This window comes from Rhodococcus sp. IEGM 1241, assembly GCF_033142365.1.
Classification (GTDB): Bacteria; Actinomycetota; Actinomycetes; order Mycobacteriales; family Mycobacteriaceae; genus Rhodococcus_F; species Rhodococcus_F erythropolis.
In genome coordinates this window covers 339,481-359,102 of the sequence record NZ_JAWLSE010000004.1, presented here as the reverse complement: position 1 = coordinate 359,102, position 19,622 = coordinate 339,481, and the positions used below count along the sequence as shown (strand labels likewise).

The 19,622-nt window shown below is 62.3% G+C and carries 19 protein-coding genes and 1 pseudogene; 12 read left to right on the top strand and 8 right to left on the bottom strand.

Translation table 11 applies throughout. From position 1 onward, the window contains the following. Positions 1-20: 20 nt before the first annotated feature. Together R4P70_RS20070 and R4P70_RS20065 are read left to right on the top strand one after the other, a co-directional pair. Entirely contained in the window at positions 21-926 is a 906-nt protein-coding gene (locus R4P70_RS20070; protein ID WP_020968478.1) for an oxygenase MpaB family protein, read from the top strand. A 475-nt stretch (positions 927-1,401) separates the two neighbouring features. Then, a pseudogene (locus tag R4P70_RS20065) lies at positions 1,402-1,728 on the top strand (transglycosylase family protein); the annotation flags it as partial. A gap of 368 nt (positions 1,729-2,096) precedes the next feature. Here the strand turns inward: R4P70_RS20065 and R4P70_RS20060 are convergent. From R4P70_RS20060 to R4P70_RS20050, 3 genes are read right to left on the bottom strand one after another with little or no spacing between them, the layout of a single operon-like run. Next, complete coding sequence (locus R4P70_RS20060; RefSeq protein WP_317831360.1) at positions 2,097-2,588, bottom strand: NUDIX hydrolase; 492 nt, start codon at positions 2,586-2,588, stop codon at positions 2,097-2,099. 23 nt (positions 2,589-2,611) lie between these two features. Further along, complete coding sequence (locus R4P70_RS20055) at positions 2,612-4,033, bottom strand: alpha/beta hydrolase (protein WP_317831359.1); 1,422 nt, start codon at positions 4,031-4,033, stop codon at positions 2,612-2,614. Positions 4,034-4,038: 5 nt separating this feature from the next. Then, complete coding sequence (locus R4P70_RS20050) at positions 4,039-4,311, bottom strand: DUF2277 domain-containing protein (RefSeq protein WP_003945457.1); 273 nt, start codon at positions 4,309-4,311, stop codon at positions 4,039-4,041. A gap of 132 nt (positions 4,312-4,443) precedes the next feature. Here R4P70_RS20050 and R4P70_RS20045 point away from each other — a divergent pair, with 132 nt between their 5' ends. Together R4P70_RS20045 and R4P70_RS20040 are read left to right on the top strand one after the other, a co-directional pair. Continuing rightward, positions 4,444-5,322 carry a bile acid:sodium symporter family protein gene (locus tag R4P70_RS20045; protein ID WP_020968475.1) on the top strand — a complete coding sequence of 293 codons (879 nt, stop codon included), beginning with the start codon at positions 4,444-4,446 and terminating at the stop codon, positions 5,320-5,322. Positions 5,323-5,403: 81 nt separating this feature from the next. Next, positions 5,404-6,414, top strand: a complete 1,011-nt coding sequence (locus R4P70_RS20040; protein WP_317831357.1) for an ABC transporter substrate-binding protein — start codon at positions 5,404-5,406, stop codon at positions 6,412-6,414. A 47-nt stretch (positions 6,415-6,461) separates the two neighbouring features. Here the strand turns inward: R4P70_RS20040 and R4P70_RS20035 are convergent, their stop codons facing one another. Then, the gene (locus tag R4P70_RS20035; RefSeq protein ID WP_317831356.1) at positions 6,462-7,049 is read right to left on the bottom strand and encodes a TetR/AcrR family transcriptional regulator; all 588 of its coding nucleotides are present in this window, start codon (positions 7,047-7,049) and stop codon (positions 6,462-6,464) included. A 95-nt stretch (positions 7,050-7,144) separates the two neighbouring features. Between R4P70_RS20035 and R4P70_RS20030 the strand changes: the two genes are divergently transcribed. Both R4P70_RS20030 and R4P70_RS20025 read left to right on the top strand, forming a co-directional pair. Further along, positions 7,145-8,545 carry a cytochrome P450 gene (locus tag R4P70_RS20030; RefSeq protein WP_317831355.1) on the top strand — a complete coding sequence of 467 codons (1,401 nt, stop codon included), beginning with the start codon at positions 7,145-7,147 and terminating at the stop codon, positions 8,543-8,545. A gap of 97 nt (positions 8,546-8,642) precedes the next feature. After that, on the top strand, positions 8,643-8,960 hold the full coding sequence (locus R4P70_RS20025) for a DUF4333 domain-containing protein (RefSeq protein WP_073512010.1): 318 nt from the start codon (positions 8,643-8,645) through the stop codon (positions 8,958-8,960). Positions 8,961-9,014: 54 nt separating this feature from the next. On the opposite strand, the gene R4P70_RS20020 is transcribed toward R4P70_RS20025, so the two are convergent. The 4 genes from R4P70_RS20020 to R4P70_RS20005 form a co-directional block, all read right to left on the bottom strand. Then, complete coding sequence (locus R4P70_RS20020) at positions 9,015-10,163, bottom strand: acetyl-CoA C-acetyltransferase (RefSeq protein ID WP_317831351.1); 1,149 nt, start codon at positions 10,161-10,163, stop codon at positions 9,015-9,017. 11 nt (positions 10,164-10,174) lie between these two features. Continuing rightward, complete coding sequence (locus tag R4P70_RS20015; protein ID WP_003945807.1) at positions 10,175-10,846, bottom strand: TetR/AcrR family transcriptional regulator; 672 nt, start codon at positions 10,844-10,846, stop codon at positions 10,175-10,177. Between the two features lie 76 nt (positions 10,847-10,922). Next, positions 10,923-11,735, bottom strand: a complete 813-nt coding sequence (locus R4P70_RS20010) for an SDR family oxidoreductase (RefSeq protein ID WP_003945582.1) — start codon at positions 11,733-11,735, stop codon at positions 10,923-10,925. Continuing rightward, positions 11,735-12,964, bottom strand: coding sequence for an acyl-CoA dehydrogenase family protein (locus tag R4P70_RS20005; RefSeq protein WP_020968470.1), 1,230 nt, complete (start codon positions 12,962-12,964; stop codon positions 11,735-11,737). The genes R4P70_RS20010 and R4P70_RS20005 overlap by 1 nt, the downstream gene beginning before the upstream one ends. Before the next feature lie 55 nt (positions 12,965-13,019). On the opposite strand from R4P70_RS20005, the gene R4P70_RS20000 reads away from it, so the two are divergent. The 6 genes from R4P70_RS20000 to R4P70_RS19975 all read left to right on the top strand — a co-directional run bounded on the left by R4P70_RS20000 (position 13,020) and on the right by R4P70_RS19975 (position 19,512). Then, the gene (locus tag R4P70_RS20000) at positions 13,020-14,561 is read left to right on the top strand and encodes a FadD3 family acyl-CoA ligase (protein WP_317831346.1); all 1,542 of its coding nucleotides are present in this window, start codon (positions 13,020-13,022) and stop codon (positions 14,559-14,561) included. Further along, positions 14,558-15,430, top strand: a complete 873-nt coding sequence (locus tag R4P70_RS19995) for an enoyl-CoA hydratase (protein WP_019746945.1) — start codon at positions 14,558-14,560, stop codon at positions 15,428-15,430. The genes R4P70_RS20000 and R4P70_RS19995 overlap by 4 nt, the downstream gene beginning before the upstream one ends. Next, entirely contained in the window at positions 15,430-16,590 is a 1,161-nt protein-coding gene (locus R4P70_RS19990; RefSeq protein ID WP_007734181.1) for an acyl-CoA dehydrogenase family protein, read from the top strand. Before R4P70_RS19995 ends, R4P70_RS19990 begins: the two co-directional genes overlap by 1 nt. Continuing rightward, positions 16,587-17,552 carry an acyl-CoA dehydrogenase family protein gene (locus R4P70_RS19985; protein WP_084326859.1) on the top strand — a complete coding sequence of 322 codons (966 nt, stop codon included), beginning with the start codon at positions 16,587-16,589 and terminating at the stop codon, positions 17,550-17,552. The genes R4P70_RS19990 and R4P70_RS19985 overlap by 4 nt, the downstream gene beginning before the upstream one ends. Next, the gene (locus R4P70_RS19980; RefSeq protein WP_317831342.1) at positions 17,549-18,601 is read left to right on the top strand and encodes an acyl-CoA dehydrogenase family protein; all 1,053 of its coding nucleotides are present in this window, start codon (positions 17,549-17,551) and stop codon (positions 18,599-18,601) included. Before R4P70_RS19985 ends, R4P70_RS19980 begins: the two co-directional genes overlap by 4 nt. Positions 18,602-18,747: 146 nt before the next feature. Then, on the top strand, positions 18,748-19,512 hold the full coding sequence (locus R4P70_RS19975; RefSeq protein ID WP_003945543.1) for an SDR family NAD(P)-dependent oxidoreductase: 765 nt from the start codon (positions 18,748-18,750) through the stop codon (positions 19,510-19,512). Positions 19,513-19,622: the final 110 nt, after the last annotated feature.

The following is a 19,622-nucleotide window of genomic DNA, read 5'->3' as shown; positions in this document are numbered from 1 at the left end:
CCACGCGCGGAGGAAGATCCATGCCCACTCACTACCTGGATTCGGAAAAGTCCGAGTCGTCTCTTCGGACCGATCAGACACGCATCACCATCACGGCGGAGCGTAGGCGGTGGGCACGTAAACCCGCACACATCACCGACGCACTCGATTTCTGGTCGTTCGCCGGAGCCGCTGCCAACGTCATCCTGCAACTCGGTTGGCCCGAGGTGGCGTACGGCGTCATGGAGAGCAAGGTCGAATCTGGTGCTCTGACAGCGCATCCGTGGAAGCGCGCACGAACCACAACGCAGTACCTGACGGTCGCGATCCTGGGCAACGAGGAAGAGCGAAAGGCCTACCGCGAGGCTGTGAATTCGGTACACCGACATGTGAAGTCGGATGCGAACAGCCCGGTCAAGTACAACGCCTTCAATCGCGAACTCCAATTATGGGTTGCTGCTTGCCTGTTCATCGGTTTCGAAGACAGTCATCAGTTGTTGCACGGCAAGATGTCGGAAGAACAGGCGGAGTCGTTCTATCAGTCCGCATCAACTTTGGGAACGACACTGCAGGTCACCGAAGAGATGTGGCCGGCCACACGCGCAGATTTCGAGCGCTACTGGAACCTCGGTTGCGAACGCGTCGTCATCGACGAACGCACCAAGCAGTATCTGATCGACCTGGTCAATCTACAGATGATCGCTTGGCCGATACGCCTGGTATTCCGAAACTTGTTGCGGTTCCTGACGGTCGGATTCCTTCCACCGATCTACCGCGACCAACTCGACCTCGAGTGGACCGAAGACGACCGCCGCCGGTTCGAACACCTCTTCATTTTCGTGTCGTTCGTCAACAGGTTCATTCCACGCTCCGTTCGTCAGGCCGGCAACACCATTCAGATGCGCGACATCCGTCGTCGGATCAAGGCGAGCAAGAATCTCGTCTGAGCCAGCAGCGCGTAATTCGTTTTCAATTCTGCTGCCCCACAGGTAAATCGGGGCGGTCGGTCGACAACAAATCGCGGTTCGACACAGCCTCCTGTGTGACCAGAACTGGGGCCGGAAAATCGACAAAACCGGCCGATCGAGCGCCACATACCGACGCCATCAAGACGCTTTTCCAGTGACTTGCATCACACTTTATCTCGATTATGTAACGCCGAGCGAGGTGGCATATCGCCACGCGACCTGGGAAAACGCTCTTTGATGCATTTCTGTTGCACAAACATGCGTCGACACGCCGACCCGTGACCAATCCGTAATCATCTCTTATGGTTGGTGACAGCCCGATCAACCGGGCATTACCGAATCGCCACCGCCCGTCCCACCCCGCGGTTCGGACTCGACAACATTCCTAGTGGTGGGAGCGGAGCTGAGACGGTCACCGTCCTCCGTCGGCGGGACTCGAGAGGATTTACCAAAAATGACCAAGACCACCGTTACCCGTGCCCTTGCCTCTGTCGCCGCAGCCGGAGCCCTCGCAGCCGGAGCCCTCGGACTGAGCGCCGGCACCGCGTCCGCAGCCACCCACGACTGGTCGGGTGTCGCAGAATGCGAATCTTCGGGCAACTGGGCCGCGAACACCGGAAACGGCTACTACGGCGGGCTCCAGTTCAGCCAGAGCACGTGGGAAGCCTACGGCGGAGCCGGCAGTGCCGCCAACGCCAGCCAGGCAGAACAGGTCCGCGTCGCGGAAAACGTCCTTGCCGGTCAAGGTGCCGGCGCGTGGCCGGTTTGCGGACAGTACCTCCGCTGACCCCAGCCCAAGTAGTGCGTCACTGCCCGGTGTTCGTCGAGAATTCGACGGCCGCCGGGCAGTGTTGTACACCGATACCTATTTCCCACCACCACTACTGTTGAAAGATGTTACAGCGGTGCGTGATCCGTCGGGATGACGCGGTGCGAGCGAGGTATATCGACTCGCCTTCCGATCCCCCATCATCCCGCGAAGAATTATCGACAACCTTTGGAGCATCCTTCTGAACCGGTTGCGAGAACTGACCGGCGCAGCCGTAGACGCGTACGGGATGGGCTCCTTGCGCACGTAGTGCTCCATAACCCCAGCGTAGCCGTGTTTCGATGCCGAAATGTTCGATTTCAATCACTACCTCGCATCCCTCACGGCGACCGAACAAATCGATCCGGCGCACCCGACGGCCCATCCTTGGCCAGGCGTACAAACCGGTCGGGTAAATCGCGTGGCCCGAACACTTCTCGACCATTGTGTGACAGAAGGCGGTCAACGCTCCACCACTCGAAGTGCTCGACCAGCTCGGCGGCCAGCGCTTCGCGCCCCAACGACCCACAGGGCTCGAATGCGGCCGCCACCGGCACGAGGAAGTAGTCGTTGATCGCACCGTCCCAACCCGGCAATATCGTCGGATCATGGATCTCCTCATGCCACACATGGGTGGCGGCGCCGCAGTCACGCAAGCCGATCTCCTCGTCCAATTCGCGCGCGAGCGCCTCGGGCGGGGTTTCGTCTCCTTCCAAGCCTCCGCCCGGAGGACACCAGACCGTCAGCCCGCCCCCGGGTGCGATGTATCGGTAGAGCAGAAGACGAGACTGGTCGTCAACGACCAACCCCCTGGCCGAATGCCTCAGACGCATGAGTGCCACTGTAAGTCAGCAGGTCAGGCCACAACGGCCAACTCCGGCAGTCCGGCAACCACAACCGCGAGGTTGTAACCCGACATCCGCAGTTCTCCGTTGTCCCCGGTTCTCGCGTACTCCGCATGACCGAAAGCCCGCTCGTGCTTGACACCGTCCAGGGTGATCCCCTCGGCCGTGGACAATCGGTGGAACTCGGTGCGTGTCGGATCGCCACCGAAACGGCCGAACCCCGCGATACTGTCGCCTTCCGCTTTCATGACGTAGACGTGGCGGTCGGCGATACCGAGGTCCGACTCCACCTTGGCCCGCACGCCGGGTGAACCGTAGAACACCACGTCGTCGACCGCTGCGCTTGCCCCGCGTTGCAGCGCAAGAGAAGTCGCAAGCGATCCGTAGGAGTGACCCAACGCGGTGATATGGACTCGGTCGTTGACCGACGCAGCACGAAGACCGTGAAAGAAGCTACCCAATGCGTCGGCGGCTATGCCTGCCTTGGACGATCGACTTACGTCGAAGCTGGCCCGACCGATGTCGAACTTTCCCGGCCCGATCACCTGTGGCGCGTCGTATCCGATCCAGGCGATGGTGGCCACGCTCTCCTTTCGGCCGGCCAGCTCGAGTTGGCGCATCGCCTCGGCTCGTAATCGTGTTGCCTCGCCGACCATTCCGCGCATCGAGTCCTTGACGTTGGTGTTCAGTCCGGGAATCGTCACGGAGATGTGATCCGCTGTGTCCGGATCACCGATCGCGATTGCCGCGAAGCCGCGTTCACCCGAGCGCATGTCCATGAGCAGTAACCGTCGACAAGGTTCGGCGCGAAACAACTCGTCGAGCGCGTCCAGATCCTCGAGTTTGCGTTCGGCGTACCACTGGCCCGCCCCTGTGTTACTCAGCCTGCCGCCGAAGAACTCACGGTGGAGTTCTTGCGAGATTCGGACTGAATCATCCTGCAGCCGTGCTCGTTCCGATTGAATTCGATCGAGATTGGCCGGACTACGAACCGCAGAAGGAATTCCGTCGAGGTTGGCGATCAGGCCGGGTGCATGACGCAACATCTGACGCTGCCGATCAGGGCTGAACGCTCGCCACTCCTCCCCCACACGCACAGCTTTGTCACGGAGGTCGGTGCCGACCTGAGACCGCAGAGACAACGCATGTTGAAGATCCGCGCTGACCAGCAGTGCCTCACCGATCAGTTCTCGCACCGCGACCTCGAGCAACTGGGCATGCACGTGGAGCGGGTGGCCGTCGGCGATGGGCGCAACGGCAGAGACCGTTCCGTCCTGACGAATATGCAAGTCGTCGGCGACGGCCTCTTTGCGCAGCGTATCCAGCCGTCGCCGGATGTCGCGGACACGATGAGCGACCAGAACGCCCTCCAGCCCAGCTGACAGCTGATCCAACGGTTCGACGTCCCATACGTCGATATCTGTGAGATCCACTCGGGTCAGGACGAACGAGCAGCGATCCGCGCCTGTACTTCCGGACGACGCAACGGCGGGACGGTCTGAGGTGGCTGTCTGCGAGGCGGCAATGCGCTGAGCAGGCGCGTCGTCGTTTCGGTCACCTCACGCACCGCCTGTTCGAAGGCGTCTCGGTTCGCGTCGGACACCTTGGCTATTCCACTCACCTTACGTACGTATTGGCGAGAGGCGGCCTCGATCTCCTCGGGCGTAGCAGCGGGCTCGAGTCCACGAAGTTCAGTGATGTTTCGGCACATAATTCGACGATAACCCTGCTCACCGACGCCGTCACGGTTCGATACACCAATGTATCCAAACTGCCACGCAGATCCGGGCATCACGGTAGTTTCAGTGAAATTCCCCCAGTGACTGGAAGTAGCCACTAACTCATGGACTCTGCACTCACCTCCGTCGGCCTACCCGCCGCACTCGCCATCATCATGTTCGGCCTCGGGCTTTCCCTGACGGTCGGAGATTTCGCCCGCGTGGCAAAAGCGCCGAAGGCCGTTTCGATCGCCCTGATCTGTCAGTTGTTGTTGCTCCCGGCCGCGGCCTTCGGATTGGTCACGTTGTTCGACCTCGACCCACTGCTCGCGGTCGGCATGATGCTCCTCGCCGCATCACCGGGCGGCACGACGGCAAACCTGTTCAGCCATCTGTTCCGCGGCGACGTTGCTCTCAATGTGACGCTGACAGCGGTCAATTCGGTGATAGCGGTGGTCACTCTCCCCCTGATCACCAACTTCGCGTTGGGTTACTTCGAACCTGAGGACGCGGACGGCACTCTCGGGCTTCAGTTCACGAAGGTGCTTCAGGTCTTTGCCGTCGTATTGATTCCTGTCGCCCTCGGAATGTGGGTTCGGTTGCGCTCGAGCGCCTTTGCCGAGCGGATGGACAAGCCCGTCCGCATCGGATCCGCGGTGGTTCTGGCACTGGTGATCGTCGGAACGGTTGTTTCCGAGCGCGAGAACATCGCGGACTATCTCGTCGACATCGGCGTCGTCGCTGCCTTGTTCTGCCTACTGAGCCTATCGATCGGTTACGTCGTTCCCCGGATATTCGGCATCGAGGATCGTCAGGCAATCGCCAGTTCCATGGAAATCGGCATCCACAACAGCACGTTGGCGATCACCATCGCCGTCAGTCTCCTGAACAACGTGCAATTGGCAGTGCCGGCTGCGGTGTACGGCGTTCTCATGTTCCCGCTCGCCGCTGCCTTCGGCGCAACGATCACCCGCAAGTCACGGACAATGGCCGAAATCGACTAATATCAGGCGGTTTTCGATATAGGTGATCTGGTATCGCCGACCCTACGATCGATACGGACTCAGACCGAAGGGTATCGAAAAATGCTGACCACCACACCTACCGTGCTGGACGAACGCGCCTGGCAAGAGCTAGTCGACGCACTGACCCGCCGCCAATTCGGCATCGGAGCCGGGATGGCAGCAGTAGCAACAATTCTGTCGTCCTGCAGTTCCAGTGACGGTTCGGGTACAACTGACGACACTCAAATGCGCACCGTCACCACACCGTTGGGAACTTACGACATACCGACCAACCCCAAGCGGGTCTTGGCCGTCGACGCCCGCACCGACCTCGAGCTCGCCATTGCCCTGGAACTACCGGTCTTCGGATACAACATCTCGCCCGCCACCGAGTGGGTCCCCGTCGACGGCTCGGCCGAATACCTCAGCGACAAGCCCAATCTGGAGCAGATCCTCGGACTCGCACCCGATCTCATCATCTGCGTCAACGCCGACAACGAGTACTGGCCCGCTGCAAAACTCCAAGCCATCGCTCCTGTCCTGACAACCGAATCAAAGCAGACGTGGCGAGAAAATCTCACGCGACTCTCCGATTGGTTGGGCCGAACACCCACCATGGATCGCCTGATCACCGACTATGACGCTCTGATCACCGACATCCGCTCTCGACACGCTTCGGCGATCGCGGGAAAGACCGTCGCGAGTTTGTCCTACAGTCCGGACAAGGCCACGATCTACATCGACAGCCTGCCCGTGTCGGAGGAAACCGGTAAGAAGAATCGCCAGCCCACCGACATGACGCTCGCCGACATCGGTGGAAGAACATTGAACACAACCGGTTTCGACAATCAGGGGCGACTGAGCATCGAGGAGATGGATCGCCTTCGCGATTGCGACGCGTTCATGGTTTCCGTCACCGACAGCAGCGACACCACCTTCGATCAGCTCTCGGACAACAAGTTGTGGCAACGACTTCCGGCTGTGCAGGCCGGGAACGTCACCGTTCTGCGCGGCAGTACGTACTACGGATCCATCTACACCAACATGTACGTAGCCAAGGGCTGGGACGATCTCTATTCGACGCTCGACTGATCAGACTTGTCCGTGGAAATGCCGGCCGCTCCCACGCGGTCGGCATTTCACGTTTCGAGGTCGATGCCCAACGCTCCGGAGAGGGTCCGCAGACAAATCACTCTCAACTCTTCCTGCGGTATGGAAGGTTGATCGAACCAGTCGAGGCAGACAGCTCGGACGAATGCGATCCATCCCCGAACTGCGACGGCAGCGATCTGTCTTCTTTCACCCTCGAATTCCAGTGCGTCGAGGATTCGAATCTGCTGCTGTTCGAGTTCGCGTTCGACGATCGCTCGGATACCGGCCTCGGCGGAGAGCGTCCCCACGTTGATGGCGCGTACTCCCCTGCTGTGCAACTTCACGTACGCGAAGTAGGCGTCCAACCCGGCCGCCACCTGTTCGCGCACCGGTAGCGTCGCGTCCGGTGCGGTCACCTCGAGCAGGTGCTGCGATTCGCGCTCGACGATTGCGGCGAAGAAGTCTCGCTTGGTTGGAAAGTAGTGGTACATCAACCCGCGCGAGACGCCCGCAATCTCGGCGACCTCTTCGATCCAGACGTCCTCGTACGAACGATCGGCAAAAAGTTGCGCGCCGATGTCGAGCAACTGCGTGCGCCGCTGCTCTCGGTCCAGGCGTTTTCGTGGTGCGACCATAGACAAGTCAGATTACTACTTGACACCGATTCAGTAAGGCGTACTTTGCGTACTAGACACCAATTCAGTAAGCGATCTCACCCGGGGGACACACCATGAGCGTCGACACCACTCCAGAGGCGACGACCGATGCTCGGATCCCGCATCCGGCATGGCGCCTGCCAGTCCTCGGGGACGTCCTCGGGATCAATATCCGGACGCCGCTGCAGAACTCCGTGAGCATCGGGCGCGAACTCGGCCCGATCTTCGAGAGAAATGTCCTGGGAAATCGCTTCGTCTTCGCCTCGGGCGCGGACATGGTGGCAGAACTGTCCGACGAGTCCCGGTTCGCGAAGCACCTTGCGCCTGGAGTCAAAGCACTCCGCGGAATCGGCGGCGACGGACTGTTCACTGCGTACAACCACGAACCCAACTGGGGCAAGGCGCACAATCTCCTGGCCCCGGCGTTCAGCCAGACTGCGATGCGCTCGTACCACCGCACCATGCTCGACGTGGCCGGAGAGCTGGTCGACCATTGGGACAGTCGTGACAGCGACTCCCCCGTCGACATCTCCGCAGACATGACCAAGCTGACGTTGGAGACCATCGGACGCACTGGATTCAGCTACTCGTTCGACTCTTTCGAGCGTGAAGAGCAGCACCCGTTCGTCAAGGCGATGGTCGGCGCTCTCTCCCATTCACAACGCACGACGTTCTTGAAGTCGACGGCCCTGGGGCGAGTCCTCGCACGTCGCGCCGATCAACGTGACGAGGTCCGCAAGGCGTACATGGCCGAGGTTGTGGACGAGGTGATCCGTGCCCGGCGGACAAGTACCGAACCGGGGCCGGAAGATCTTCTCGAACTGATGCTGCGGGCGGCACGCGAAAACAATCCCAACCGTATCGACGAACTGAACATCCGCCATCAGGTCGTGACCTTCCTCGTCGCGGGACACGAAACCACTTCCGGCGCATTATCGTTCGCGCTGTACTACCTGTCACGAAACCCTGACGTGCTGGCCAAGGCGCAAGCCGAGGTCGACAAGGTCTGGGAGGGCGAGGAGCCCGCCTTCGAGAAGATCGCGAAACTTCGATACGTACGACGCATCCTCGACGAATCATTGCGTCTGTGGCCGACCGCTCCCGCCTACGGCCGTGCGGCGCTTGAAGACACCACGCTCGTCGGCAAATATCCTATGAAAAAGGGTGATTGGATGCTCGTGCTCATCCCGTCACTTCATCGCGATCCCGTGTGGGGCAACGATCCCGAGGCTTTCGATCCGGATCGCTTCCTACCTGCCAATATCAAGGCCAGGCCGGCGCACGTGTACAAGCCGTTCGGAACAGGTGAACGCGCCTGCATCGGAAGACAATTCGCCATTCACGAAGCCGTCCTCGTGTTGGGCACCATCTTGCAGAAATATACGATCGAAGCCGATCCGGACTACGAGTTGAAGGTGGCCGAACGGCTCACCCTGATGCCCGAAGGCTTCAACTTGACGGTCCGCCGACGCTGAGCTCGGCAAACGGCGTCGAGTAAGTCGGTTGAACAGTCCCAAAAGCGGTAATCCCTGAGGTGGCAGCAGCGAGCACCGGCGCACCCTGGGAGTTCACATGACAAAGAGGCCTGCAGTTGGAATCGTCTTGCTCTCGGCGGCATTGGCCACGGGAGCTTGCTCGGCAAGCGTCGGGACGCCGCAAGTGGACAAGTCCGAAGTCGCAAGTCAGATCTCCACTCAACTCGCCGAGAAGATCGGCGAGCCACCTGACGACGTGACGTGTCCGGAGAACCTCGACGCAGAAGTCGGCGCATCGATCACGTGCATCCTGACCGAGCAGGGCACCGAATACGACGTCACAGCTACCGTGACCAGCGTTGACGGTGAAAGTGCGAACTTCGACATCAAGGTTGCGGATGCGCCGAACAACTAACTGCTGTGCGCCTGTATTAACCGCCGGCGGTTAATAAAGGCGCACAGCAAGGCGTCAGAGCCGCTCGATAATCGTCGCGTTTGCGGTGCCGCCACCTTCACAGATGGTCAGCAGGCCATAACGACCGCCGGTGCGCTCGAGTTCGTTGAGCAGGGTTGCCATCAGCTTGGTGCCGGTCGCGCCGAGCGGGTGACCGAGTGCGATCGCGCCGCCGTTGACGTTGACCTTGGCCGGATCTGCGCCGATCTCCTTGATCCAGGCCAGGACGACCGGGGCAAAAGCTTCGTTGATCTCGACGATGTCGATTTCCTCGATGCTCAGACCGGCCTTCGCGAGAGCATGCTTCGTGGCCGGGATCGGCGCACTGAGCATGAAGATCGGGTCGTCGCCGCGGGCGCTGAGGTGATGAATCCGGGCGCGGGGCTTGAGGTTGTACTTCTCCACCGCTTCCGCCGACGCCAGCAGCAGCGCACTCGCACCGTCGGAGATCTGGCTGGCCACCGCTGCGGTCATGCGGCCGTCTTCGACGAGAACCTTGAGCGTCGCCATCTTTTCGAGGCTGGTCTCGCGGGGTCCTTCGTCGACGGTCGCGTCACCCATGGCGACGATCTCGTTGTCGAAGCGACCCGCGGCGATTGCAGCCTTGGCGCGCTCATGGCTCTGCAGGGCCCACTTCTCGAGCTCTTCGCGGCTGATGTCCCACTTCTCGGCGATCATTTCAGCGCCCTTGAACTGCGAGACTTCCTGGTCACCGTAACGCTCGGTCCAACCGACCGAACCCGAAGTCGGCGTGTCGAATCCGTACTGCTGACCGACGATCATCGCTGCCGAGATCGGAATCTGGCTCATGTTCTGAACGCCGCCGGCAACGATCAGATCCGCGGTGCCCGACAGGATGGCCTGAGCGCCGAAGTGCACTGCCTGCTGGCTCGAACCACACTGACGGTCGACCGTCACACCGGGAACGTGCTCCGGGAATCCCGCTGCGAGCCAGGACATACGGGCGATGTTGCCGGCCTGGCCGCCGATGGCGTCGACGCAACCGAAGATCACGTCGTCGACGTCACTGGGGTCGATACCGGTGCGCTCGACCAGTGCCTTGACGACGTGCGCACCGAGATCGATGGGGTGCACGCCGGACAGCGCGCCACCCCTCTTGCCGATCGGTGTGCGAATGGCGTCGACGATGTAAACCTCGGACATAGCGTTAGCTCCTAGTTTCGTTGTGCAGCAATAGTTCTTGAAGTTGATTCAGCAATAGCGTCTGAAGTTGTAGCCGGATCGGAGAGCCCGTCGAGCACGATCGCGAGATATTGAGCCGCGACGGCGTGAGCCGACAGGGATCCACCCGGGCGGTACCAGCGAACCGCGACCCACACGGTGTCTCGCATGAATCGGAAGACCAACTCGACGTCGATGTCGGAACGGAAGGTCCCGTCCGCGACGCCGGCTTCGAGGACGCCGACCCACAGGTCCCGGAATTCGGTGTTGCGCTCGGCCAGGTAAGCGAAGCGCTCGTTCCCGACGAGGTGCTTGACCTCGTCCTGGTAGATCGCCACAGCCGAATGTGAGGCGTCGATGGCCTCGTAGGAAGTCACCACCAGCGCTTCGAGCGTCGCGCGACTGTCCAACCCCGCCGCGACGATCTCGCGGTATTTTCCGAAGAGTTCGTCGAGGAACTGGTGCAGGATCTCGTCGACCATCGACTCTTTGGAATCGAAATGGTGATACAAGCTGCCGGACAGTATCCCGGCGGCGTCGGCGATGTCGCGGACGGTCGTCGCGCGCACTCCGCGATCGGCGAACAGCCCCGCCGCGATCTCGAGCAGCTCGTCGCGGCGCCCGGACTTGCCGTTTGATTCGTCGGAATTTCGAGGTGGCGTCATGTATTCAATCCTATCCAGGGCCTTCCCCTGTGCGCGGTCAGCGAGTCCGGGGACTCCTTAACCGCGCACGGGGACGCTAGGCCCTCTGCGAAGAAACGGAGACGATCTCGCCGGTCATGTAGGTGGAGTAATCGCTGGCGAGCATCGCGATGACCGTTGCGATCTCCCAGACCTCCGCGGCGCGGCCGTAGGCCTCGCCGGAAGCCAACTGGTCGAGCAGTTCCTCACTGGTGACCTTCGCCAAAAACGCATGTCGCGCAATGGAGGGCGAGACCGCATTGATACGGACTCCGTACTCCGCGGCTTCGATAGCACTGCACCGAGTCAGTGCCATGACGCCCGCCTTGGCTGCGGCGTAGTGAGCCTGGGAATGCTGCGCCCGCCAACCGAGAACGGACGCGTTGTTCACCAGAACACCGCCGTGGGGAACGCTCTTGAAGTACCGCAGCGCGGCACGCGTCGAACGGAAGGTGCTGTTGAGGGTGATGTCGAGAACGCGATCCCACTGATCGTCCGTCATGTCGACGACGGGAGTTTCGCCGCCCAGGCCCGCGTTGTTGACGACGATGTCGATACGTCCCAACTTCTCGGCCGCGCCGACGAACAACGCGTCGACCTGCTCGGTGCTGGAGACGTCGCAGATGATGGACTCGACCTGCTGGCCGGGAAACTCGGCCTTCAGCTTCTCCACCGTCTCGCCGAGCCGACGCTCGTGGAAGTCGGAGACGAGAACGTCGCCGCCCTCGAGAAGCACCCGGCGCGCGGTAGAGAAGCCGATGCCGGTTCCGGCTGCGGCGGTGATGATCGCCTTCTTGCCCGCGAGCAGTCCGTGGCCCGGGGTTTCCTCGGGCGCAACGGAAAGCGGGGACGCGGCTTTGGTGTCAGACATTAACGAGCCTCTCGGGGAAGACCGAGCACGCGCTCGGAAATGATGTTGCGCTGAATTTCGTTGGAGCCGCCATAAATCGTGTCGGCGCGGGTGAAGAGGAAGAGGCGCTGCCACTCGTCGAGTTCGAGATGCTCGGGGTCGGTGATGTCCGAGGCATTGCCTTCGGAATCCGCCCACGGTGCAACCAACGACGACGCACCCTGCACGTCCATCGCCAGCTGTCCCAGGTCACGATGCCAGTTGGCCCACAACAGTTTTGCGACGGACGCTTCTCCGCCACCGGTTCCGGCGTCGACCGCGTCGAGAGTACGCATCGCGTGGGCGCGCATCACGCGCAGTCCGACCCAGGCGCGAGCGATCTTCTCGCGAATGTGCGGATCCTGGTCACTGCCATTGGCCTTCGCCAGGTCGACGACGCCCTGGAGCTCGCGAGCGAATCCGATCTGCTGTCCGAGCGTCGATACCCCGCGCTCGAAGGTGAGCAGCCCCATCGCGATCTTCCAGCCCTCGCCAGGTTCCCCGACCACCAGATCGGCGTCGGTGACGGCGTCGTCAAAGAAGACCTCGTTGAACTCCGACGTACCGGTGAGCTGCTGGATGGGCCGAACTGTCACACCAGGCTGATCCAACGGGACCAGCAGGAAGCTCAAGCCCTGATGACGCTTGGAGCCCACCTCGGTGCGGCAGACCACGAAGCACCACTGCGCGACGTGAGCCAGTGAGGTCCACACCTTCTGGCCGTTGATGATCCACTTGCCGCCTTCGAGGCGTGCGGTGGTGGAGACGTTCGCGAGGTCTGAACCGGCGCCAGGCTCGGAGTAGCCCTGCGACCACAGTTCGCTGACCGTGTTGATGCCAGGAAGGAATCGGCGTTTCTGCTCGTCGGTTCCGTACGCGATCAGCGTCGGGCCGAGCAACTCTTCACCGATGTGGCTGACGCGAGCGGGCGCACCGGCCTTCGCGTACTCCTGATGGAAGATGACCTGCTGAGAGATGCTTGCTCCCCGCCCGCCGAACTCCTTCGGCCACCCGAGGCACGTCCACCCTGCGGCTGCGAGGTGCTTGTCCCACTCGAGGCGTTGCTCGAAGAACTCGTGCTCACTGCCGGGGCCGCCCTTACCCTTGAGCTGGGCAAATTTGCCCGTCAAGTTCTCGGCCAACCACTGCGCGACCGTGGCCGCAAACTCGTCGTCCGTCATCTGCCCGTCCGGGCTCTCGCTCTGGTCCACATATGTAAGATAACCTACCAAGCACTTGCTAGGTAGCGTGTCAGGTAGGAGTCCAGTGACCGAACAACCGAGAACCATCCCATCAGCCCTCATCCGGGCCGCCGAGGAGTTCGGTGAGCGCGCGGCTATCGCCGATGGCGACACCCGACTGACCTTCGCACAGCTACATCAACGTGTCCGCGATTTCGCCGGCGCGCTGATCAACCGTGGGGTGAAGGTAGGCGATCGCGTCGTCATCTGGTCACCCAACACGTATCACTGGGTGATCGCCCTGCTCGGCGCTCAATACGCCGGCGCGGCCATCATCCCGATCAACACTCGATACACCGGCACCGAAGCGCTCGACATCATCGAGCGCGTCGACGCCGCGGCCTTGGTGGTCGTCGGCACGTTCCTCAAGGCCGATCGGTATCAGCAGTTGCTCGACGCCAACCCGGACCTGTCGATCCCGACCGTCATCCAGGTACCGATCGACGGGGACGACGACCGTGACGGCGTCATCGAGTTCGAGGACTTCCTCGCGCTCGCCACCGACGCCGCCCGCACCGAAGCCGATGCGCGTGCTGCGAAGGTGCAGCCAGACGACGTCAGCGACATCCTCTTCACCTCCGGCACCACGGGACGCAGCAAGGGTGCGATCACCGCGCATCGTCAGTCCATCGCTGTCGCCAAGTCGTGGGGTGAATGCGCCGAGGTCACCGCCGACGACAACTTCCTCATCATCAGCCCGTTCTTCCACACCTTCGGGTACAAGGCCGGAATCCTGGTCTGCCTGCTGAATGGTGCGACGATCGTGCCGGTGTCCGTCTTCAACATCGACGACACTCTTGCCCTGGTCAACAGCGAAAAGATCAGCATCCTGCCTGGCGCCCCGACGATCTACCAGACCATCCTCGATCACCCCCGCCGCAGCGAATACGATCTGTCCTCGCTCCGCATCGCGATCACCGGCGCAGCACCCGTGCCGGTTGCTCTCGTCGAGCGCATGCAGGCAGAGCTTTTCGACGCCGTCCTCACGGCATACGGTCTGACCGAGGCAGTGGTCGCGACCATGTGCCGCACCGACGACGACCCGGTCACCGTCTCCACCAGTTCCGGCCGCGCGACAGCCGATTTCGAGGTCAAGATCGGTGACCAGGGTGAGATCCTACTTCGTGGACCGAACGTCATGCTCGGATACCTCGACGACCCCGAATCCACCGCCAAGGCAATCGACGCCGACGGCTGGCTGCACACCGGAGACGTCGGAACCCTCGACGAGCGTGGCTATCTCGACATCACCGACCGTCTGAAAGACATGTACGTCAGCGGCGGATTCAACGTCTACCCCGCCGAGATCGAGGGCATGTTGGCTCGCCTGCCCGGCGTCCACGAGTCTGCTGCCATCGGCATCCCCGATCACCGGATGGGAGAGGTGGGCCGCGTCTACATCGCCCAACTCGACGGTGCCGGCCTCACCGAAGAGTCGGTGATCGCTTTCCTCAAGGAGAAGATCGCAGGCTTCAAGGTGCCCCGCGAGGTGCGCTTCGTAGATCACCTGCCCCGTAACCCTTCGGGCAAGGTCCTCAAAACGGTTCTGCGCGAGGAACAATCATGACCGTTCCCTTCGAAGCCGACGTCGTGACCTACGAGGTTCGTGACTCGGTCGCCGTCGTGACCTTGAATCGACCCGACTACCGCAACGCCCAGAACTCGGTCGTGACGTACGCCCTCGACGCGGCATTCCAGCGCGCCGTCGAGGACGACGACGTGAAGGTGATCGTCCTGGCAGGCAACGGACCTCACTTCAGCGCCGGACACGACCTGGGAACTCCGGGACGCGACCATCACGTCGAGTACGAGAACAAGGCCACCATGTGGTGGGATCACGTCGACAAGCCAGGCGGTGACCAGCGTTTCGCCCGCGAAATGGAGGTCTACCTGGGCATGTGCCGCCGTTGGCGGGAGATCCCCAAGCCCACCATCGCGATGGTCCAAGGCGCCTGCATTGCCGGTGGGCTCATGCTCGCATGGGTCTGCGACATGATCGTCGCGGCCGACGACGCCTTCTTCTCCGATCCCGTTGTCCGCATGGGCATCCCCGGCGTCGAATACTTCGCGCACCCGTGGATGGTCGGTTCACGTTTCGCGAAGGAAATGCTCTTCACCGGCGATCGGTTCACCGCGCAACGCGCCTACGAAATCGGCATGGTCAATCGCGTCGTCGCCCGCAAGGATCTCGAGAAGGAGACGTTCGAGCTCGCCGGACGTATCGCCGAGATGCCGCGCTTCGGACTGGCTTTGACCAAAAAGGCCGTCAACCAGTGCGAGGATCAGATGGGGATGCGCAACGGCATCGACTCCGTCTTCGGTCTGCATCACTTCGCTCACGCTCACAACGCCGAGGTCGGCAAAGACTCGCTTGGTGGTCTCGACGCCAAAGCCATGGCTGCCAGTGCTCGCGCACCGCAGGAAGGAACAAACTAGTGGATCTCGTATTCGACGACGCCACAACCGCATTCCGTGACGAGGTCCGCTCGTTCCTGGAGGCGAATGTGCCCGCCACTCCCCTGAAGTCGATGGATACCGCCGAAGGCTTCGAAGAGCACCGTCAGTGGGAGCACACTCTCGCCGACGCCGGCTACGCCGTCGTCTCCTGGCCCAAGGAACTCGGCGGACGCGATGCGTCCCTGCTCGAATGGGTCATCTTCGAGGAGGAGTACTACCGCTCGGGCGCACCCGGGCGCGTAAGCCAGAACGGCATCTTCTTGTTGGCTCCCACACTGTTCGAGCATGCAAATGCCGAGCAGTTGGCTCGCATCATGCCGCGCATGGCTCGTGCCGACGACATCTGGGCCCAGGCCTGGTCCGAGCCCGAATCCGGTTCCGACCTCGCGAGCCTGCGTTCGAGTGCGAAGAAGGTCGACGGGGGCTGGCTGCTCAACGGTCAGAAGACGTGGAGCTCACGCGCAAGCTACGCCGACTGGGGCTTCGGCTTGTTCCGCTCCGATCCGGATGCGCAGCGACACAAGGGCATCACGTATTTCATGTTCGACCTGCGCTCGAAGGGCGTCACCGTTCGCCCGATCGATCAACTCGACGGCGAGCCCGGCTTCGCCGAGATCTTCCTCGAAGACGTCTTCGTGCCAGACGACCCGGCCAACCCCGGTGAGTCGGGTGTGATCGGCAACGTCAACGAAGGTTGGCGCGTCGCGATGAGCACCGCGAGCAACGAGCGTGGCCTCTCGCTGCGCAGCCCCGGCCGCTTCCTCGCCACCGTCGACCGACTGCTCGAACTGTACAAGTCCAGCGGACGAACCGACGACAGCGCTCTGCGTAACCAGGTTGCCGACGCCTGGATCGGCGCTCGCGCCTACCAGCTCAACACATTCGGTACCGTCACCCGTCTCGCTGACGGAGGGCAACTCGGCGCCGAGTCCTCGATCAACAAGGTCTTCTGGTCCGAGTGGGATATCGCCACCCACGAGACTGCTCTCGAACTGCAGGGCCCTGAAGCAGAGCTGGCCGACAACTGGATGGACGGATACCTGTTCTCCCTGTCCGGCCCGATCTACGCAGGCACCAACGAGATTCAGAAAAACGTCATCGCTGAGCGTCTGCTCGGCCTACCGAAGGCGGACCGATGAGATTCGCGCTCGACTCCTCCCACCAGGACTTCGCTGCAAGCATCGATGCACTGCTGACCAAGTCCGACATGCCCTCCGTCATCCGTTCGTGGAACGACGGTGACACCGAGCCGGGCAAGAAGCTCTGGCAGCGCCTTGCCGAGACCGGCGTCAACGGCCTCGTCATATCCGAAGAACACGACGGACTCGGCGCCGACGCCGTGGACCTGGTCGTTGCACTCGAACAGCTCGGTCGGCACGCAGTACCCGGACCGGTCGTCGAGACCATCGCAGTAGCACCGACGCTCCTGGCTTCCGTTGCACCGGAACGTCTCTCTGCTCTCGCCGAGGGTTCGCTGGCAACCGTCGCCGCTCCCCCGCGCACACCGTTCGCGCTCGACGCCAATGCGGTCGATCTGGTTCTACTCGCGCAGGACGGCACCGTCTCACTCGGCATCCCTGGCGAAGCCAAGGCATCGGTGGATCTCTCCCGCAAGCTCTACGAGGTTTCCGCCGGCGAATCGCTGGGCTCCGCCGACTTCTCCGCAGCCTTCGACATGGGCGCTCTTGCCACTGCCGCGCAGTTGCAAGGTCTCGGCCAGACACTGCTCGAGGTCACCACCGAATACGCGAAGCAGCGCAAGCAGTTCGGCAAGGTCATCGGACAGTTCCAGGCAATGAAGCACCACCTGGCAGAAGTTGCCGTTTCGCTCGAAATGGCTCGCCCCCTGCTCCACGGTGCCGCTCTGTCGGTTCGCGATCAGTCGGCCGACGCCTCGCGTGACATTTCTGCCGCCAAGGTCGCGTGCGGGGATGCTGCTTACAAGGCCGCCCGCGTCGGACTCCAGGTTCACGGCGCCATCGGCTACACGATGGAACACGATCTCTCCTTGTGGCTCACCAAGGTACGAGCATTGCTCACCGCATGGGGCACACCGTCCGAGCATCGCGCGCGCGTCGTCGAAGCGCTGGTTGCATCATGAGCATCGACACCGAAGACCAGGCAGCACTACGTGCGTCGGTACGCGATCTGCTGAGCAAGCATTCCGACTCCGCGGCCGTCCGCGCTGCCATCACCACAGAGATCGGCTACGACGCCGCGTTGTGGAGCAAGCTGTGCGAGCAGATCGGCGTCGCCGCGCTGGCGATTCCGGAGGAGTTCGACGGCGTCGGAGCAGGTTTGGGCGAGGTACATGTGGTCCAGGAGGAACTGGGCCGCACGCTGACCCCCTCACCGATGCTGGGTTCGGCGATTCTTGCCGCACAGGCACTGCTGCTTGCCGGTGACAACGACGCATGCTCGCGACTGCTGCCCGGTGTCGCGTCCGGCGAGAGCACGCTCGCCCTGTGCTGGGCAGGGGCTGCGGGTTGGAGCACCTTCGGCGTCGAGGCAACCGAGGATGCGTTGACCGGCACGGCGTCGTACGTCCTCGACGGACACGTCGCTGACACCCTGCTCGTTCTCACGGCCGACGGCTTCTACGAAGTAGATCCCGCGGCCGAGGGCGTCTCCCGCCGACGCGTCCCCACCATGGATCCGACGCGAACGCTGGCGGAGGTCACGTTCTCCGGTGTTCGTGGTCGGCCACTGGAGTGGTCCGAAGATCTGGTCGATCGCATCCGAACCGTCGTTCTGATCGCGTTGTCCGCTGAACAGGTCGGAGCGGCCGCAGCGATCGTCGAACAGACCGTGGAATACACCAAGTCGCGCAAGCAGTTCGGTCGCGCGATCGGTTCTTTCCAAGCCCTCAAGCACCGGATGGCCGACATGTACACGTTGGTCGAGACGGCGCGGTCGATGACGTACACCGCCGTGGCGACGCAGTCGGCGGACGACGCGGCAGTGGCGAAGGTCTACTGCTCGGAAGCTTTGCAGCAGATCACCTCCGAAGCAGTTCAGTTGCACGGCGGAATCGCAATCACCTGGGAGCACGACGCTCAGCTGTACTTCAAGCGTGCACACGGCAGCGCTCAGCTCTTCGGACAGCCGAGCACCTACCTGCCGAGCCTCGCTCAGGCCGCGGGTCTCTAAGACACATCGGTGCTTGTTCGCTCGCAATCCCGGGCGAACAAGCACCGATGCTGCCCAGTCAGTGGAATGAACCGCAGATTTATGCGGCTGGATCACGCAGAATCGGTCACCAGACAGCTGTCCATCTCACAGACCGGAGTTTTCTCGTGAATCGATTCGACGACAAGCGCGTCCTCATCAGCGGCGCAGGGTCCGGAATCGGCCAGGCCACCGTTGCCCGCATCCTGGCAGAAGGAGGCACCGTCGTCGCCGCCGACATTTCCGAGACCGGCCTCGAACAGACGCTGAACGCCGCGAAGGACGCCGGCCACTCCGATCGCCTCACCACGGTGAAGGTCGACATCTCCAGCGAAGAGTCTGTTCGCGAACAGGTCGGCGCTGCGATCAAGGCTCTGGGCGGGCTCGACGTGCTGGTCAATGCGGCGGGCATTCTGCGCTCCGCACACACCCACGAGATGACACTCGATTTCTGGAACACCGTCATCGGGGTCAACCTCACCGGAACATTCCTCATGACGAGGGAGTCCCTGCCGGCACTGCTCGAAAGCGGAGCAGGTGTCGTGGTCAACTTCAGTTCCACTTCGGCGACCTTCGCCCACCCGTACATGACGGCATATGCGGCGTCGAAGGGTGGAATCCAATCCTTTACGCACGCACTTGCACTCGAGTACAGCAAGCAGGGTCTTCGCGCCGTGGCCGTCGCACCCGGCAGCATCGCGTCGGGCATGACGTCCGATCCCGGTTTCCCGGCCGACATCGACTTCACGCTGCTCGGCAAGCTGGCCCCGGCAATCGGTGAGGGTTTCGCGCCCCCGTCCGCGGTCGCCGGTGTGATCGCGATGCTCGCTTCCGAGGACGGCTCGTTTGTCACCGGAACGGAAATCCGCATCGACGGCGGCACGCATATGTGATCCCCTGCTGTGGGGCGGGGTTTTAACCCCCCCCGGGGGGTCGGCGCACCCCCCCCACCCCGCCCCCCAGTCGAGCCCCCCCCGCCCCCCCCGCCCCGGCGCCGCGGGCG

What these genes read in the sequence shown, in the direction of transcription:
- R4P70_RS20070 (WP_020968478.1), top strand. Translation starts at nt 21, where the DNA reads ATGCCCACTCACTACCTGGATTCGGAAAAGTCCGAGTCGTCTCTTCGG.
- R4P70_RS20060 (WP_317831360.1), bottom strand. Translation starts at nt 2,588, where the DNA reads ATGCGTCTGAGGCATTCGGCCAGGGGGTTGGTCGTTGACGACCAGTCT.
- R4P70_RS20050 (WP_003945457.1), bottom strand. Translation starts at nt 4,311, where the DNA reads ATGTGCCGAAACATCACTGAACTTCGTGGACTCGAGCCCGCTGCTACG.
- R4P70_RS20045 (WP_020968475.1), top strand. Translation starts at nt 4,444, where the DNA reads ATGGACTCTGCACTCACCTCCGTCGGCCTACCCGCCGCACTCGCCATC.
- R4P70_RS20040 (WP_317831357.1), top strand. Translation starts at nt 5,404, where the DNA reads ATGCTGACCACCACACCTACCGTGCTGGACGAACGCGCCTGGCAAGAG.
- R4P70_RS20035 (WP_317831356.1), bottom strand. Translation starts at nt 7,049, where the DNA reads ATGGTCGCACCACGAAAACGCCTGGACCGAGAGCAGCGGCGCACGCAG.
- R4P70_RS20030 (WP_317831355.1), top strand. Translation starts at nt 7,145, where the DNA reads ATGAGCGTCGACACCACTCCAGAGGCGACGACCGATGCTCGGATCCCG.
- R4P70_RS20025 (WP_073512010.1), top strand. Translation starts at nt 8,643, where the DNA reads ATGACAAAGAGGCCTGCAGTTGGAATCGTCTTGCTCTCGGCGGCATTG.
- R4P70_RS20020 (WP_317831351.1), bottom strand. Translation starts at nt 10,163, where the DNA reads ATGTCCGAGGTTTACATCGTCGACGCCATTCGCACACCGATCGGCAAG.
- R4P70_RS20015 (WP_003945807.1), bottom strand. Translation starts at nt 10,846, where the DNA reads ATGACGCCACCTCGAAATTCCGACGAATCAAACGGCAAGTCCGGGCGC.
- R4P70_RS20010 (WP_003945582.1), bottom strand. Translation starts at nt 11,735, where the DNA reads ATGTCTGACACCAAAGCCGCGTCCCCGCTTTCCGTTGCGCCCGAGGAA.
- R4P70_RS19995 (WP_019746945.1), top strand. Translation starts at nt 14,558, where the DNA reads ATGACCGTTCCCTTCGAAGCCGACGTCGTGACCTACGAGGTTCGTGAC.
- R4P70_RS19985 (WP_084326859.1), top strand. Translation starts at nt 16,587, where the DNA reads ATGAGATTCGCGCTCGACTCCTCCCACCAGGACTTCGCTGCAAGCATC.
- R4P70_RS19980 (WP_317831342.1), top strand. Translation starts at nt 17,549, where the DNA reads ATGAGCATCGACACCGAAGACCAGGCAGCACTACGTGCGTCGGTACGC.